General features: G+C 51.7%; 15 protein-coding genes, 1 tRNA gene and 1 riboswitch. Of the genes, 5 read left to right on the top strand and 11 right to left on the bottom strand.

The features are described 5' to 3' along the window. Window positions 1–266 (top strand): hypothetical protein (locus tag Q5911_RS12715; protein WP_303183295.1); only part of this gene is annotated, 266 nt, incomplete at its 5' end. Window positions 267–364: 98 nt separating this feature from the next. Here Q5911_RS12715 and Q5911_RS12710 read toward each other — a convergent pair. Both Q5911_RS12710 and Q5911_RS12705 read right to left on the bottom strand, forming a co-directional pair. Beyond that, window positions 365–943, bottom strand: a complete 579-nt coding sequence (locus Q5911_RS12710; RefSeq protein ID WP_303183291.1) for an ATP-binding protein — start codon at window positions 941–943, stop codon at window positions 365–367. Then, complete coding sequence (locus Q5911_RS12705) at window positions 944–1,636, bottom strand: response regulator transcription factor (RefSeq protein ID WP_076778551.1); 693 nt, start codon at window positions 1,634–1,636, stop codon at window positions 944–946. A 171-nt stretch (window positions 1,637–1,807) separates the two neighbouring features. Between Q5911_RS12705 and Q5911_RS12700 the strand changes: the two genes are divergently transcribed. Then, window positions 1,808–3,019, top strand: a complete 1,212-nt coding sequence (locus Q5911_RS12700) for an ion transporter (protein WP_303183288.1) — start codon at window positions 1,808–1,810, stop codon at window positions 3,017–3,019. 112 nt (window positions 3,020–3,131) lie between these two features. After that, window positions 3,132–3,202: transfer RNA gene (locus tag Q5911_RS12695), tRNA-Trp, on the top strand. Window positions 3,203–3,332: 130 nt separating this feature from the next. On the opposite strand, the gene Q5911_RS12690 is transcribed toward Q5911_RS12695, so the two are convergent. After that, on the bottom strand, window positions 3,333–4,799 hold the full coding sequence (locus tag Q5911_RS12690) for a UbiD family decarboxylase (RefSeq protein ID WP_303183286.1): 1,467 nt from the start codon (window positions 4,797–4,799) through the stop codon (window positions 3,333–3,335). Window positions 4,800–4,984: 185 nt separating this feature from the next. Here Q5911_RS12690 and Q5911_RS12685 point away from each other — a divergent pair, with 185 nt between their 5' ends. Next, a complete protein-coding gene (locus Q5911_RS12685; protein ID WP_076778555.1) occupies window positions 4,985–5,824 on the top strand; it encodes a polysaccharide deacetylase family protein in 840 nt (279 codons plus the stop codon). A 95-nt stretch (window positions 5,825–5,919) separates the two neighbouring features. On the opposite strand, the gene thiC is transcribed toward Q5911_RS12685, so the two are convergent. The 6 genes from thiC to Q5911_RS12655 form a co-directional block, all read right to left on the bottom strand. Next, entirely contained in the window at window positions 5,920–7,230 is a 1,311-nt protein-coding gene (thiC, locus tag Q5911_RS12680) for a phosphomethylpyrimidine synthase ThiC (protein WP_303183282.1), read from the bottom strand. Window positions 7,231–7,235: 5 nt separating this feature from the next. Further along, window positions 7,236–7,367 carry a hypothetical protein gene (locus Q5911_RS12675; RefSeq protein WP_278320704.1) on the bottom strand — a complete coding sequence of 44 codons (132 nt, stop codon included), beginning with the start codon at window positions 7,365–7,367 and terminating at the stop codon, window positions 7,236–7,238. Window positions 7,368–7,474: 107 nt separating this feature from the next. After that, the gene (thiW, locus tag Q5911_RS12670) at window positions 7,475–7,984 is read right to left on the bottom strand and encodes an energy coupling factor transporter S component ThiW (RefSeq protein ID WP_076778559.1); all 510 of its coding nucleotides are present in this window, start codon (window positions 7,982–7,984) and stop codon (window positions 7,475–7,477) included. A gap of 72 nt (window positions 7,985–8,056) precedes the next feature. Beyond that, a riboswitch (TPP riboswitch) is annotated at window positions 8,057–8,166 on the bottom strand. 93 nt (window positions 8,167–8,259) lie between these two features. Continuing rightward, entirely contained in the window at window positions 8,260–8,916 is a 657-nt protein-coding gene (locus tag Q5911_RS12665) for a trimeric intracellular cation channel family protein (protein WP_076780985.1), read from the bottom strand. A gap of 78 nt (window positions 8,917–8,994) precedes the next feature. Continuing rightward, window positions 8,995–9,552, bottom strand: a complete 558-nt coding sequence (locus Q5911_RS12660) for a CDP-alcohol phosphatidyltransferase family protein (RefSeq protein ID WP_076778561.1) — start codon at window positions 9,550–9,552, stop codon at window positions 8,995–8,997. A gap of 182 nt (window positions 9,553–9,734) precedes the next feature. Continuing rightward, window positions 9,735–10,586, bottom strand: a complete 852-nt coding sequence (locus tag Q5911_RS12655; RefSeq protein WP_303183278.1) for an aldo/keto reductase — start codon at window positions 10,584–10,586, stop codon at window positions 9,735–9,737. Between the two features lie 523 nt (window positions 10,587–11,109). Here Q5911_RS12655 and Q5911_RS12650 point away from each other — a divergent pair. Beyond that, entirely contained in the window at window positions 11,110–11,406 is a 297-nt protein-coding gene (locus Q5911_RS12650; RefSeq protein WP_076778565.1) for a hypothetical protein, read from the top strand. Window positions 11,407–11,503: 97 nt separating this feature from the next. On the opposite strand, the gene Q5911_RS12645 is transcribed toward Q5911_RS12650, so the two are convergent. Beyond that, window positions 11,504–16,078 (bottom strand): PolC-type DNA polymerase III, encoded by a 4,575-nt coding sequence (locus Q5911_RS12645; protein ID WP_303183273.1) that lies wholly within the window; start codon window positions 16,076–16,078, stop codon window positions 11,504–11,506. Continuing rightward, entirely contained in the window at window positions 16,071–17,126 is a 1,056-nt protein-coding gene (gene ispG / locus Q5911_RS12640; protein WP_076778569.1) for a flavodoxin-dependent (E)-4-hydroxy-3-methylbut-2-enyl-diphosphate synthase, read from the bottom strand. Before ispG ends, Q5911_RS12645 begins: the two co-directional genes overlap by 8 nt. Window positions 17,127–17,180 lie beyond the last annotated feature (54 nt).

The following is a 17,180-nucleotide window of genomic DNA, read 5'->3' as shown; positions in this document are numbered from 1 at the left end:
CATGTCCCGTTCTCGTGGAAGAAGGTCGTCCGCATAGCTTCCTTAAATCCCATTCCCGTGGTATACTCCTTTCAAAGGAGGCTTTGCTTATGAACCCAAACACAGAGAAACTACGCAAAAAATACATGGATAATCCACCCGAAGGCATAACATCCGAGGACATTCGCCATATGAGCGAGGATGACCTTCTGGATATGGATTATTTTCTAAATGAAGACGATCCTTTTGACGATTTGTTTGGTGAAGAAGGTTTTTATATCTTCTAACCTGACCATCGTCTTATTGTCATTCCCACGCACGTGTTCGCCAAGCTCAAGTTTGGTGAACGCGTGTTTCTTTTACTTTCTGGAAAAATCGGAATTTCCTATAAAGGCACAAAAGTCCCGGTCTCCAGCCGGGACATCTTGATCAGAGACTGCATAAGGAAATCCAGTTTCCCAATCTGCCCCTCCATAGTCTCCAGAAACTGTCGCCGCTTCTCTTCCGGCAGATCGTGCTCCTTCAGAATACCGGTAAACATCCGGATATTTGCCATGGGCGTCTTGACCTGGTGGGAAATGTCACTGACCAGCTCCTGGATGATCTTTTTATCCCTGCCGCTCACCTTCCTTGCCTCATCTGCAATATCGTAGAACTGCAGAAGCTTCCCCTGGACTTTCGACGTCAGACTGTCCTCATAGACATAAGGCCACCGGCCCGGCTCTCCGGCAATCAGACTGTCCAGTATCTCGCAGATCCTGCCGGAAAACTCTGCCACCTGGCGCCGCACGAGAGCCCGCCGCACTGCTGTCAGCGCCAGGATCCCGGCGCATCCTGCAAGGAGGACAAAGCGCACTTCCCTTCTGGGAACATACGCCCACAGAACCCATACCATAGCTGCAAATAAAATCACTGTCCCAAGAGTCAGCGCCGCCTCCTGGTACCTTTCTTTTTTCCCGTTCATCTATCTTCCCCCTGTCCAGATGTAGCCCATGCCCCGCACGGTTCTGATGTATGTGTGCCCCTCGCCTTCAATCTTGGCCCGCAGCCGGTTCATAGTGACAGTCAGCGTGTGATCATCGATATAATTCCCTTCACTGTCCCACAGTTTCCCCAGCAGGGTCTGGCGCGTCAGCACATTTCCCTCATTCTCCGTCAGCACACGCAGAAGCTTATATTCATTGGGGGTAATGGCGATCTGTTCCTGGCCCCGCCTGGCTGTCAGCGAGCCGAAATCCAGACTTAAGAAACCGTCTGCCCACAGATCTTTTGGGGACTGCTCTTTTCCCCCTGCATGGCGCAGAGCTGCCTCCACTCTTTTGAGAAGGATCTTCATACTGAAAGGCTTGGTCACATAGTCGTCTGCCCCCAGGTCAAATCCTGCCACCACATCTTCCTCCAGATCATTGGCTGTAAGAAAAATGACCGGCAGCTGTGGGCAGTCTTCCTTCAGTTCCCGGCACAGATCCATCCCGTTTCCGTCCGGCAGATTGACATCCAGCAGTACCAGGTCAAAATCTTCCGTCGCCGCAAGCTGTCTGGCCTTCCCCGTATTGTAAGCTGCCACAGTCAGGTATCCGTTCATATCCAGCTCAAAACAAAGGCCCGCACTCAGGGCCAGATCGTCTTCCACCACCATGATTTTTCCCGCACTCATTGTTCACTCATTCTCCTTGTCCTTATCATCCTGCCGCCGGCTCTTCAGACGCCGGCATTACCATTATATTTCACCGGTCTCCAAAGGACAAGAGTCTCCTTTTTCCCTCTTGCAATCGCCTGTATATATTGTAAAATAGCTGTGAAGGCTTATTGCGGGGAGGATCATAGGATGCAAAGCACATGGGAAAAGCGCAGAAAGAGAGTTTTCGAGATCATAGAGGTAGGGACAGAGTACGACTATATCAGCCGCATCTATGACTTTTTTAATGCTTTCTGCATCATTCTCAATCTGATAGTCAGCATGGTCTACACATTTGAAGAGTACCGGACCGCTTACGGCAGTCTGCTGATGACCATAGAGCAGGCCACTGTGGCTCTTTTTATGGTGGATTATTTTCTCCGCATATGGACGGCAAAATATCTGTACCCGGGCAGCACTCAGCCCAGGGCTATTTTGAAATATATGACTTCCTTTACAGGCATTGTGGACCTTCTGTCCTTTCTGCCCCAGTATCTCCCCTTCTTTTTCCCGGCGGGAGCCATCGCCTTCCGCATGTTCCGGATCATACGGATCTTCCGCCTGTTCCGCATCAATGCCTACTACGACTCTCTGAATGTGATCACGGAAGTCATTGTGAGCAAAAAGCAACAGCTTTTTTCTTCCGTTTTCATCATCCTCATGCTGATGCTGGCCTCCAGCCTGTGCATGTACAGCCTGGAGCACGAGGCCCAGCCGGAAGTGTTCTCCAACGCTTTCTCGGGGATCTGGTGGGCTGCCTCCACCCTGCTCACTGTAGGCTACGGCGACATTTACCCCATCACTGTCCTTGGGAAAATGTTCGGCATCTTTATCGCCTTCCTGGACGTGGGTATTGTGGCCATCCCCACCGGTATCATTTCCGCGGGATTCGTGGATCAGTATTCCCGCATCAAGAGGATGAGTGAGTACGGCCAGGAGGCGGACATCCATTTCATTCAGATCCATCTGACCGACCAGGACAAGTGGGCAGGAAAGACCATCTCCCAGCTCCACCTCCCTGCCCGGGTCATTGTGGCTGCCATCCAGCGGGATCACAAGATCATCGTCCCCCGGGGAAACATGGTGGTGAAAGCCGGGGACGCCATGGTATTGGGAGCTGAGTCCTTCCACAACAACAAGGGCGAACGCATTCAGCTCAAGGAAATGGTGCTCCAGAAAAATCATCCCTGGATCGGTCAGCGCATCCAGGAGCTGGATATCTCCAGAAGGTCCATCATCGTCCTTGTCAAGAGAAACAGCCGCACGCTGATCCCCAACGGCAACATGCTCCTTCGGGAACAGGATATGGTCATCTTCTACTCTCAGATCCACATGGCAGGAGCCACGGAGATAGATGTGTAAGCCTGCGGGAATTGATGGAATTTTCGTAAGAATTTTTTCAATTTCGGATTGACAAGACATGTAAGAATATGATATAAATATCAAGTGACCGATTTAGGTCAGAAAATGATGCAGGGGATTGGTCAAATGGTATGACAGGAGTCTCCAAAACTCTTAGCGGGAGTTCGATTCTCTCATCCCCTGTTATGAAAGAGCTGGAAATGCTTGAAAAATAAGCGTTTCCAGCTCTTTTGTTTTATTCGGAAAATCAAAGGGTATCAAACAGGGTATCAAAATATTAAATCACGAAAATGAAAGAGCCTCCGAAACGCTTCTAAAATCCATATTCTTCCCAGTTGTCCAGCACCTTCTGCTGCAGCTCCTCCGGATATCCGCGGAAGGATGCTTCTACTGGTCTGCGCTCTTCAGGCCAGCTGTGGAACGGAGTCAGACAGTTGTAGATCACACGCGTGGAGACAGCGCTTTTCTTCTCCTCCGGACTCAGGTACGCTACCAGCGGGAATATATACTGTTCCGGAATCGTCACTCTCCTGTCCGGGTGATGCCGGGTGGCAATAGCCCATGTGAGCTGGCTGATATCGCTTGGATCAATGTCGTCGTCCACTACGATCACCTTTGGAATATAAGATCCCCCTTTTGAAGAAAATACAGCTCTTCCGATTTCAGATGCCAGCTTGTCATCATCCTCGCAGGAACGGTTTCTGTCCACAGAGACGACAAACCAATGAGCCGCGGATTCCATGGGAATGAAACATTCTTTTATCGGGAATCCCTGCCTGCGCAGTACATTCTGGATACTGGCGGCAATGCTGATGCCCCAGTTGGTATGATTCTCCTCTGTAGGCACACCGGCCACGCAGAGAGGCATAATGGGATCATCCCGGTGTGTCATGGCTGTGACCTTAAAGCAGGGTACCTGCTGGCTTCTCCCTGACCACACATACCCGCCGTATTCGCCCATCGGTCCCTCCGGCACCTTTTCATCCAGTGACGCCAGCCCTTCGATGACAATCTCTGTAGATGCCGGCACAAGAAGATCATTTGTCTCACACTTCACCACATCCACCGGCTCTTTATACCAGCCGCCCATCATCTCTCCCTCACTTACACCGGAAGGCAGAGGATAGCCGGCGATCATGGCAATAGCCGGATCAACACCCAGGCAGAGAGCAAAGGGCATTTCCTTTCCTATCTCTTTCCACCGCGCATAGATTTTTCCAAAATCCTGGGTCGGGATCACAACGCCCGCGATCGTCCGGGGTCCGTCCAGCATAGCACGGGAGATGGCCCAGTTTACCCATTTCCCGTCCGGGGTGGCTGCGATAAAGATCCCATATGTATTGATATAGCGTCCCCCATCCCCATGGTGGATCCAGGGAACCGGAAGTTTTGTCAGATCGATCTCATCCCCAAACAGCTTATTTTCCTTGCATGGACCGCTCTCCACTTCCCTTGGCGGTATGGGCTTCACATCCGGGAGCCGCGACCACTCCGCCACCAGCCCCGGGACACTCGTATCCACCGGAAGCCCCAGAGACAGAGCAACCCTCAAAAATGGATGGCTCCGGTCCGGGCTCAACCCTACCGGCGCCCCCAGCACCCGAAATCCCGGAGTACACCCTTTGATATTCTGGAAAAGAGGTGCCGGTGCCGGGAGATCATAGGCACGCCTTGTAATAGCACTCATCTCCAGGTTCCAGTCCACCTCCTTCTCAACAGTCACAATCTCACCGCATTCTTTCAGTTTTTCCACATACTCTCGAAAACTTTTGATCATCATGTTTTCCCTCCTCGTGACATATCCTGTTCAGGTACCAATACCCTGATGATTTCGATTATAGTAAAGAAATTTTTCCATGTCAAACAGGCGGATCTCCTGTATTTTTATCAGCAGTCTCCCCGTCATACCCGCCCCTCTCCCCTCATATAATAAAAAGACAACTGCAAGACGAAGGATACCATCCTATGTTCCGCAAAATGAGACCTCTTCCTTTTCTCCGGGTCACTCTTATACTGGCCGCTGCCTTTCTCCTTGGACGCACGGCCGCCCAGGTGACCTCCTTTGTCACCGCATCCCACTCTGATCAGATCCATTCTTCAGCCGAGGGAAACTGGGGCCTTGGCTTCCAGGAGGAGGGCCAGCCTCCCGTGGGAAATGCCACTGTGGATGAACTGGCACAGTACAATGCCTTCTACCTGGGCGATACAGATCAGAAACGGATCTACCTGACCTTTGATGCAGGTTATGAGAATGGCAATACCGAGCCCATTCTGGACGCTCTGAAAAAGCATAAAGCTCCCGCTGCATTTTTTGTAGTGGGAAACTTCATCTCTGAGAACCCGGATCTGATCCGCCGGATGGTGGAAGAGGGACACACGGTAGCCAACCACACCTCCACTCACCCCGATATGTCCCGGATTTCCACCCTGGAAGCCTTCCGGGAAGAGCTGGAGGGTGTGGAAAATTGCTATAAAGAGATCACAGGAAAGGAGATGACAAAATTTTACCGTCCTCCCCAGGGGAAGTACAATGTGGAAAACCTGAAAATGGCAAAGGGACTTGGCTACCACACCTTCTTCTGGAGCCTCGCCTACGTAGACTGGTACCAGGACGATCAGCCCACAAAGGAAGAGGCCTTTGACAAACTGCTGGGCCGCATTCATCCGGGCGCTGTCGTCCTCCTCCACAGCACCTCCTCCACCAACGGAGAGATCATGGATGAACTTCTGGGGAAGTGGGAGGACATGGGATACTCTTTTGGGTCACTTGAAGAACTTGCAGCAGACACAAAACAAGAAAAATGACAGACAAAAGGCGGGCCTGCATCCGGGTGCCGTTCCCGGCACTTCTCTTCAGCAGGTCCGCCTCTCATTCCGTCTTTTATTTTCCGCCCGCCGATTTAAAGAATATCAATGTACTCTCCTGCCAGGGCCTTGTTCATGCTGCGCACGGCACAGAATTTACCGCACATGCTGCATGTGTCGCTGTGGTCATCCTCCGGGCTCCTGCTGTCCCGGATCGCTTTTGCCGTCTCCGGGTCAAGGGCACACTCAAACTGCGCATCCCAGTCCAGCTTCTGCCTCGCCTCGGCCATGCGGTCGTCTATATCTCTCGCTCCCGGGATGCCCTTGGCAATATCCGCCGCGTGAGCCGCGATCTTGGAGGCGATGATGCCCTGCTTCACATCCTCCACATTTGGCAAGGCCAGATGCTCTGCCGGTGTTACATAGCAGAGGAAAGCCGCTCCGCTCATAGCTGCTACAGCGCCGCCGATTGCTGCTGTGATATGATCGTACCCCGGTGCAATGTCTGTGACAAGAGGCCCCAGCACATAGAAAGGCGCTCCCATGCAGATACTCTTCTGCACCTCCATATTGGCCGCCACCTGGTCAAGCGGCACATGCCCCGGTCCTTCTACCATAACCTGTACATTGTGATCCCAGGCCCGTTTTGTCAGTTCGCCAAGGCGCACCAGCTCCTCGATCTGGCAGACATCTGTAGCGTCAGCCAGACAGCCGGGACGGCAGGCGTCTCCCAGGGAGATGGTCACGTCGTACTCCTCACAGATATCCAGGATCTCATCAAAGTACTCGTAAAACGGGTTCTCCTCCCCTGTCATGCTCATCCAGGCAAATACCAGGCTTCCTCCCCGGCTCACAATGTTCATTTTTCTCTTGTGTTTCCGGATCTGCTCAATGGTCTTGCGGGTAATACCGCAGTGAAGAGTCACAAAATCCACCCCGTCCTCTGCGTGCAGACGGATCACATCAACAAAATCCTTTGCCGTGAGAGTCGCCAGATCTCTCTGATAGTGGATCACACTGTCGTACACCGGCACAGTCCCGATCATAACCGGGCACTCGCTTGTCAGCTTCTGCCGGAAAGGCTGGGTATTGCCGTGACTGGAGAGATCCATGATGGCCTCCGCTCCCAGATTCACGGCGCTCATCACCTTCTGCATCTCGATGTCATAGTCCTTGCAGTCCCTGGATACACCCAGGTTTACATTAATCTTTGTGCGGAGCATACTGCCCACTCCCTCCGGATCCAGGCAGGTGTGGCGCTTGTTGGCGCAGATCGCCACCTTTCCCTCTGCCACAAGCTGCATCAGCTTTTCCACCGGCATGTTTTCCTTCTCTGCCACCCTCTTGATCTGGGATGTCACGATGCCCTTGCGGGCTGCATCCATCTGTGTTGTGTAAGTTTCCATTCGTCCTACCTCCATTTGCGTTTTTCCTTCTTTTTCTGACGCCGGCCATGGAAACAGCGGGGAGAAGAGGGATCCTTTCCCCTTCTCTCCATCCGGATGCCGACGCCTTCACCTCTGTATAACACGGTGATCATCATGGCTGTATTTCCTCCTTTTTTTGTACAACCAGATTTTTCTATAGCGACACAAAGTGGTGTCCCCAGTCTGCCGCTTTTTCAGAGGGCAAGCCCTCCGATCTGCATATTTACCCAGCTGCCCGCAGCTGGTTCATGACGCCGCCCTTCTCTAACACTGTGATCAGGATAAATGCCAGTATACTTCCTGCCACGGTGGACACGAGAAACGGGACAACGTACACAAAAAGTCCCGCAGGCTCCATCCCCATCAGTAGTTTGGCTGCAGGGTAGGCGCAAAGTCCGCCCAGGATGCCTGTCCCAAGTGCCTCAGCCACACAGGTGGGCGCCAGCTTTTTCCAGCCTGCATAGACCAGTCCGCAGCAGAGGGCTCCCACCATACTGCCAGGAAAGGCCAGAAGACTTCCGATCCCCAGGATATTGCGCAGAAGACTTGCCGTAAAAGCGATTCCTACGCCCCATCCGGGTCCCAGCGTCACTGCGGCCAGAATGTTGACCATGTGCTGCACCGGAGCGCACTTGCTGCCCGCTATGGGAAAACTGATCAGACTCCCCACGACGGCCAGAGCTGTGAGAACTCCTGCAAGCACCAGTTTCTTCGTTGCTGTATTTTGTCTCATCAATACACAGCTCCTTTCTCTATTTGATCAGATGCACGGAACAAAAAAGAGATGCACGAGGGCATCTCCTATTAACACACGAACACACATCCCTACGTTGGCATTATCCAAATCAGGTTGCGGGTCGAGACGATAACAGCCTCCTCTCAGCCGGCTAACGGCCAGCTCCCCGTGACACGCTTATCCAATTGTATCTGATCCATAATCATTATAGACCTGAGAAAACCTATTTGCAAGGATTTTCGCCAAAGAGCCGGCCTGTTTTCATCCTTTTCCTATTCGTTTTCCAGACTGATCCTGGGCAGATTCCACCGGTAGCGTGAGGCAAGGCACCTGATCACCAGCACCAGCATCACCCCTGCAAACATGGCGGCCGTCATGCCGGTCACGCTGTAGAGCGCCGTACACGCCACGGCGCCTGCTATGGAGGCGCAGGCATAGATGTGGCGGACAAATATGTAGGGCGGAACGCCTGCCATAACATCTCTGAGAAGTCCGCCCCCCACACCGGTCACTGTCCCGGTGAAGATCAGAAGGAAGGCGTTATCCCCGTATCCCTGCTGGAGGCCTGCGTTTACCCCTACCACTGTAAAAATTCCCAGTCCCACAGCGTCCATCAGCATCATAGCCCCGTCATACAATTTTCCCAGCCTTTCGCTGGACAGGGACTGCCGGAAATACATCACCCCGAAGACAAGGCAGGACACCAGGACAGCCACCGTCGCATAGACCGGATTTCGGAACACGTTGGGCGGTATGATCCCCACTACAATGTCCCGGACAGCCCCTCCGCCCACGGCGGTGATCACTCCCAGCACGCACACGCCAAATATATCCATGGATTTTTGAATCCCCACCAGTGCTCCAGAGACAGCAAAGGCCACTGTGCCAATGACCTCCAATATAAAAACAACATTATCTTGAACACTCATTTTCTTCTTCCTCTCACACGCATCATTGTCTGACAGGGCTGCCGCAAACCGGCTGCCTGCCATCTGTATAACCTGTATTTATTTTTTCTTCAGCGTCCTGATATGATGGCTGCCGTAGAGCACAAGGGACAAAAGCATCATAACCACGCAGATCCCGATCAGTACCTGTGACACCTGTGCCGGGATATTGTACCAGAACAGATGGAGAACCATCATGGCGTAGAGAAGCCAGGTGGTGACTTTCCCGTGCCAGTCTGCCCCGAATACGCTGCCCGTCTTCCGGATTACCAGAAGTCCGGTAATGCCCATGAATATTTCTTTTACAACCATGATCCCAAGGGGAAGCACCATGAGAGGAAATCTTGTCAGAAGACAGGCCAGCATGGCCGCCTGGGTCAGTTTGTCTGCCACTGGATCCAGCACCTTTCCCAGATCGCTTGTCATGTGGAACCGTCTCGCTATCAGACCATCCGCCGTATCCGTCACACCAGATATGATCAGCACGATCCCGGTCCATATATAGTTCTTCTCCACACAGTAAAGCCAGGCGAACACCGGGATCAGACAGAGCCGGAAAAAGGACAGGATGTTGGGAATGGTCAGTATTTTATGTTTTGAAGTTTCTTCTCGTATCATCTTGATGCTCCTTCTTTATTTTTTATGCGGATCATCCGGTTCCGGCCGGACGTATACAATAAAGTATATACCAACGCCCGCGGACAGACAAGGTGTTACGGGGCAAAAAAGACGTGCCGGGCAGAAGTGTCTTCCGCACAGCACGTCGAAGCTGCAGATATACGATTCTATACCGCAGAAACCTAGTCGTGGATCTTGTAGTTGGCAAGCAGCATTTCCGCCACACCCGGCGCCTCCGGATCGTGGTGTCCCTTTCCCGTATCCAGGGCACGGATCTCTTCCATCTCGCTGTCCTCCAGCTCAAAATCAAAAATGTCTATATTGCCCGCAATCCGCTCCGGGTTGGTAGATTTCGGCAGGACGATCAGTCCCTCCTGTATTTCAGATCTGAGAATGATCTGCCCTGGGTTCTTTCCATATTTTTCTGCCAGTTTTACAATAACCGGATGACTAAGAAGAGCCTCATCACCGTGCCCTAACGGCTGGTACGCCTCGATCTTCACATCCGCCTCGTCCAGAAGCGCCCTGAGTTCTCTCTGCTGGAAGAAAGGATTGCACTCCACCTGGTTCACAGCCGGCATGGTGTCAAACTGAGGAACAAATTCCTTCCAGATCGTTGGAGTCATATTGCTGACGCCGATGGATTTTATCCTGCCTTCCTTCTTTGCCTCCTCCAGCGCTTTCCACGCGCCGGCCACATCGCCGTATGGCTGGTGCAGCAGATACAGATCCACATAGTTCAGACCAAGCTTTTCCAGGGATGTCTCCAGTCCTTTTCTGGCCGCCTCGTAACCGTAGTCCTGGAGCCAGAGCTTGCTTGTGATAAAGATCTCCTCCCGCGGGATCCCGCTGTCTTTCACCGCTTTTCCTACGTCAGATTCGTTAAAATAAGCTGCTGCTGTATCGATATGGCGGTAACCTGCCTTCAGCGCCTGGGATACGGCCTCGTATGCAGGCCCGTCATTGGGCACAAGAAATACGCCAAATCCCACTGCCGGGATTTTATTACCATCGTTCAATGTGATCATTTCCATGACTCTTCCTCCTTTTAAACCTATGCATTACAGGAAACCACTTTTGTTTTCCCTGTTTACATTTTAGTACACAGTTTCAAAAAAGTACAATGCCAATGGAGTATTATAGTATAACTAATCTGCATACTCTTGCCGTTCAAAACGCCTCTTTAACCTTTAAGCCTACAGGATTTCTGTGCTTTCTCCCTGCACAAATACGGCCTGGTCGTCCGTGAGCACTTTCAGCTCAATCTCCTGTCCATATTTTCTGATTTACAATATACTTTCCATAATTTTGTCTATTCTGCCATATTGCCAGATTGCTTTATGTCAGTTATAATAAAAGCCACTCAACGGGAAAATCTTTTCCCTCATGTCATTGTCAAATGACATTCTTTTATTCAACCGGCGGTTTCCGCCTTTTGTTCCCTTTTATATGAGCTCTTAAAAGGTTGCAGCTTTCTGTTTTTATGTCTATAATGGAGGTGTAACATTTGAAATCAAACTTCATAAATACTGATGAATATCCCGAGGCAGACAGGCAGTGGACACCTGCATCCGGGACGGGGTTCTGAAGGATATTCTGACAGAGCAGAAATCGGAGGTGATCCAGATGGTTCTGGAGACGTTTGACCAGGAGAAATATGAAAAGGCTATGCACCAAGAGGGCTATGACGACGGTTATTCTGACGGCAAAAAGGACGGCTATTCCGATGGCAAAGCAGACATGTTTCTGGAGCTGATCCGCAAGAAACTGGCAAAAGGCAGCTCTCTGGAAAAGATTGCACGGGAACTGGAGACAGATCTGGAAACGGTACAGAAGCTGGCTGATCAGATATAAATATAAGCACAAGTCAAAAAGTCTTTCCATAGAGAACAGGAGGGCAGATCCTTCTCTGTCCTCCTGCTATTTTCACTTATGATATTTCTTCTTTTCTCTACCAGGCGTCAAACAGTGAGAGCTGGTTGCTCTCCGGCAGATCTCCGAAAAGTCCCAGATCGTTCATCAGATCAATAACTGTCTTGCTGACTTTGGTCCTCTGGCGGAAATCATCCCTGCTCAGGTAGGGTCCCTGCTCGGAAGCGGCCTCCACAGCCTCGGCAGCCTTGTCTCCCATTCCGTCGATACTGGAAAGGGGCGGCATCAGCTTACCGTCCACGATCTGGAACCTGGACGCCTTTGCCTTGTAGATATCAATGGGCACAAACTCGAAGCCCCGGGCGTACATTTCCTGGACGATCCTCATGTCTTTCAGTGTATCCTGCTCCTTCTTGCTGAGGGAGTCCTTGCGTCTTTCATAGTCCTTAATGTAGAAATTGAGCTGTTCCTTCCCCTGACACATAAGCTCGTAGGAGAAGGCGTCCGCACGGATACCGAAGTAAGCCGCATAGTAGGCCAGCGGATAGTTGATCTTGCAGTAGGCGATGCGGTAGGCCATCATAACGTAAGCTGCCGCGTGGGCCTTGGGGAACATGTATTTAATCTTCTCACAGGACCAGATGTACCAGTCCGGCACACCATGCTCTGTCATATCTTTCTTAAAGTCCGGCCACTCTTTACATTTTCCCTTGGCCACAGCTCCTTTACGCACCCTCTCCATGATGGTAAAGGACTCCTCGCTGTCCATCCCCTTGTTGATAAGATAGGTCATAATATCGTCACGGGTACAGATGGCCGTGGAAATAGTGGCCTTTCCGCTTAAGATCAGCTCCTGGGCGTTGTTCAGCCACACGTCCGTCCCATGGGACAGACCAGAGATACGGATCAGGTCAGAGAGCGTCTTTGGCTTTGTATCCACCACCATCTGGATAACGAAATCTGTACCAAATTCCGGAATACCCAGACATCCCACCGGACATCCTCCGATGTCGGAAGGCTTGATGCCCAGAACTTCCGTTCCCTGGAAAAGGCTCATAACACCGGGATCATCCAGAGGGATCTTTGTTGCGTCAAACCGGTTGTCCGTCTCGTTGTATTCGTTATCCATGGCCGGGGAGCTGATATACTCCTCCAACGTCTTGATCATGGTAGGATCATCGTGTCCCAGGATATCTAGCTTCAGCAGGTTGTGGTCAATAGAATGGTAGTCAAAGTGGGTGGTCACGATATCCGTATGCATATCATTAGCCGGGTGCTGTACCGGAGTAAAAGAGTTGATATCCTCTCCCAGCGGCAGAACGATGATTCCACCAGGGTGCTGGCCGGTGCTCCTGCGGATACCGGTACATCCCTGTACGATCCTGTCAATCTCGCAGGTACGCTTTCTCTGTCCCCGCTCCTCAAAATAATTTTTCACAAATCCAAAGGCCGTCTTATCCGCCAGAGTACCAATGGTGCCGGCCCGGTATGTCTGACCGTCACCGAAGATAACCTCTGTATACTTGTGCGCATTGCTCTGGTAGTCTCCGGAAAAGTTCAGGTCAATATCCGGCTCCTTGTTTCCCTTAAACCCAAGGAATGTCTCAAAGGGGATATCAAACCCGTCTTTTACAAGTTTTTCTCCGCACACCGGACAATTCTTGTCCGGCATATCCATGCCGCAGCCTCCGGCGTATTTTCGCACTTCATCTGAGGTAAAATCGCTGTAATGACACTTGGGACAGTAGTAGTGGGGACTTAATGGATTGACCTCCGTGATCCCGGCCATGGTAGCCACAAAAGAGGACCCTACCGATCCACGGGATCCTACCAGATAGCCGTCCTCCACCGACTTCCATACCAGCTTCTGGGCAATGATGTACATAACGGCAAACCCGTTGGAGATAATGGAGTTCAGCTCCCTCTCAAGACGCTCCACCACCACTTCCGGCAGATCCTCGCCGTACATCTCATGGGCCTTGTTGTAACAGATATCCCTCAGCATCTGATCCGAGTTGGGAATCACAGGAGGGCATTTATCCGGCCGCACTGGCGAGATCTTCTCCACCCAGTCCGCGATCATGTTGGGATTATCGATGACCACTTCTTTTGCCTTAGCTGAACCCAGGTAGTCAAATTCTGCCAGCATCTCCTCTGTCGTCCGCAGGTAAAGGGGCGCCTGGTTGTCCGCATCCCCAAAGCCTTTTCCCGCCATGATGATCCGGCGGTAGACTTCATCCTCCGGATCCAGGAAATGGACGTCACAGGTGGCCACTACAGGCTTGTTGAACTTCTCCCCCAGCCGGATGATCTTTCGGTTGATCTCTTTTAAATCTTCCTCCGAATGGACATTGGATACTCTGTCACTGTCGATCATAAAGGCATTGTTTCCCAGGGGCTGGATCTCCAGATAGTCATAGTAATCCACAATACGGGCAATCCTCTCCTCGGACTTGTCATCCAGGATGGCCTGGTAAAGCTCGCCCGCCTCGCAGGCGCTCCCCAGGATCAGGCCTTCCCTGTATTTGGAAAATTCACTCTTGGGTATCCGGGGATGCCTTGCAAAGTAATCCAGGTGGGACTTAGAGATCAGTGTGTAAAGGTTTGTCCTTCCAATATCGTTCCTGGCCAGGATAATGGCGTGGTAAGAGGGCATCTTCCTTACAGAGTCCGCATTGTTCTTCACCCCGAACCGGTTCAGTTCCTTCAGTGTATGGATGTCCCGCTCTGCCAGCATCTCCACAAATTTCTCAAAGATCTCCGCCGTGGCTCCCGCATCATCCACTGCCCGGTGGTGATTTTCCAGGGAAATATTCAGAGCCTTTGCCACAATGTTCAGCTTAAACCTGGACAGGGTGGGCAGGAGAACTCTGGCCATGGCTACCGTGTCCACGGAAGTAAAATCCGGCTGGATATCCTGGTAGCGGCAGTTCTGCTCAATAAAGCTGACATCAAAGGATGCGTTGTGAGCCACCAGCACACCGTCCCCGATAAACTCCAGAAACTGCGGCAGCACTTCCTCGATGGGAGGGGCGTCCATGACCATGGCGTCGGTAATGCTGGTGAGCTGGGTGATCTTAAACGGAATCGGGATCTGCGGGTTCACAAAAGTGCTGAACTTATCTGTGATCTTTCCCTTCTCCACCTTCACGGCCCCGATCTCGATGATCTTGTCCTTGATGGGGCTGAAACCTGTGGTCTCCAGGTCAAAGACAATGAATGTACCCATCAGATCCTGCCCTTTTTCGTTGATGGCCACATCCGACAGGTCATCCACCAGGTAGGCCTCCACCCCGTAAATAACCTTAAAGGGATCGTCCTTGTCCAGTGTCTCTATGTAATGGTTGGCGTCTGTAAACGCCTGCACCACGCCGTGATCCGTGATGGCGATGGCTTTGTGCCCCCAGTCGTGGGCGCGCTTCACAATGTCCTTCACCTCGGAGACGCCATCCATATCGCTCATCTTCGTATGGCAGTGCAGTTCCACCCGCTTCTCCGGAGCCGTATCCTTTCTGGTCACGGTAAAGTCCGGGATCTTCCGGATGCCTGTGACAGAACCGATGGTCAGCTCCCCGTCGAACTTGTCGATCGTCGTGACGCCCTTGATCTTCAGGAACGCACCCATCTTAATATCCTGGAGCATATCCGGAAGCTGCTCGTTGCGGACAAACATTTTCACCATAATGGTGTCCGTAAAATCCGTCACCGCATACATGATGATGGTCTTTTCATTCCGGATCTCCCTGGTATCAAAGCTGATGACCTTGCCCCGGATGGTGATCTCTCCCATCTCGCTGACCACTTCTTTCAGCTCAATGGCCGCATCATCAAAATCACGCCCGTAAATGACATTGGGATCGTCCGATTTCCGGTAAGAAGAAAACTCTCTCTTCCGAAAACCGCCGTTTCCCTTTGAAAATCCACCCTTGAAGCCGCCTTTGGAGCCACTTTTCCCCGCCTGTCCTTCTTCCGGCTTTTTAGCGGGAGCAGATTTGTCCTCTTTCTTCCCTTCAGAGGCTGTGCCCTCTTTCTCCTCCTCCGCGGCTTTTTCCCGCAGAAGCCTTTCCTTGCGCAGAACCTGGTTTTTCTCTACAATGGCGTCTACTTCCTGCTGCAGCTTCAGGTCATTGTACTTCAGGCTGCTCTCCTTGGGCTTCTCATAGACCACACGCACTTCCAAAGGCACATGGAATCGGTCGTTGAACACAGAAGTAAGAAGCTGCACCACGGAGTCCTTCTTTCCCTGGGCGATCACCGTATCCTGAAGGGTCAGGCACATGATATTGCCGTCCTCAAAAGAATAACTGGAAGTCTGGAGCATATTCCGCTCAACCACACTTTTCTGTTCTGCTTCCAGGAGAATACTGTCGTAGTACTCCCGCATCAGATTTTCCGGCGTATACTGGGCAGACAGCTGATAGTCCTCCCTGACCTCGATGCGGATGGGAGCCCTGCCGAAAAGCTGCTCCTTGATCATCTTCTCCAGCTCATAGATCCGCCGTTTCTTGATCAGATGCCGGCTGAAAATATGCACACGTATAAAATCTCTTGCGGAGTTGGAGGCCACTTTTGTGACCTCCACCTCCGCAAGGAGCATCTTCATCTCTTCACTTACCTTTAAAGTTGGAAACACTTCAAAAAACAATTTACTCATTCCAGTGTTCAAGCTCCCATCTCAGTGTGTCCAGAAGTTCCTCTTCCTTTACTTTCTTGACGATCTCTCCCTTTTTGATAAGCAGGCCCTCGCCGATGCCGCCGGCAATTCCGATGTCAGCCTCCTTCGCCTCCCCGGGACCGTTAACCACGCAGCCCATGACGGCCACCTTGATGTCAAGGGGAATGTCCGCCACCATCTGCTCCACCTTATTTGCCAGGCCAATGAGATCGATCTTGGTCCGCCCGCAGGTGGGACAGGAGACTACCTCGATACCGCCTTTTCGCAGCCCCAGCGTCCGCAGGATCAGCTTGGCACTCTTGATCTCCTCCACCGGATCTCCCGTCAGAGATACGCGGATGGTATCTCCTATCCCCTGGTTCAGAATAAGGGCAAGGCCAATGGATGATTTGATATTTCCGGACATGAGCGTGCCCGACTCAGTGATTCCCACATGGAGAGGGTAAGGGCACTCTCTGGCGATCAGTTCATGGGCCTTCACGCACATCAATACATCAGACGATTTGATGCTGACCACCAGATTGTCATACCCCATCTCCTCAATCATATGTACCTTGTCCAGTGCGCTCTCCACGATCCCTTCTGCCGTGACACCTCCGTATTTTTCCACCAGATCTTTTTCCAGAGACCCGCTGTTGACACCTACACGGATAGGGATATTCTTCTCTTTCGCCTTCTCCACCACCATGCGGACCCGATCCTTAGAGCCGATATTCCCCGGATTGATGCGTATCTTGTCCGCCCCGTTCTCAATGGCCGCAATAGCCAGCCGGTAATCAAAATGGATATCCGCTACAAGTGGAATGTGAATCCTCTTCTTAATCTCTCTCAGCGCCAGAGCCGCTTCTTCCGTAGGCACTGCGCAGCGAATGATCTCACACCCTGCCTTCTCCAGACGAAGGATCTGCGCTACGGTAGCTTCCACATCCTCGGTCTTTGTGTTGGTCATAGACTGGATGGCAATGGGATGTCCACCGCCGATCCACACATCGCCTATTCTGATCTGTTTTGTCTCATTTCTGGTCATATCCCTTCTCCTTCTGTATACATATAACTTTCCTATAAGGTCCAATGGAACAAA

It is taken from the genome of Lachnoclostridium phocaeense (assembly GCF_959599685.1).
Lineage (GTDB): Bacteria > Bacillota > Clostridia > Lachnospirales > Lachnospiraceae > Claveliimonas > Claveliimonas monacensis.
Note: the sequence above shows the minus strand (reverse complement) of the source record. Positions and strands in the feature narration are given on the sequence as shown.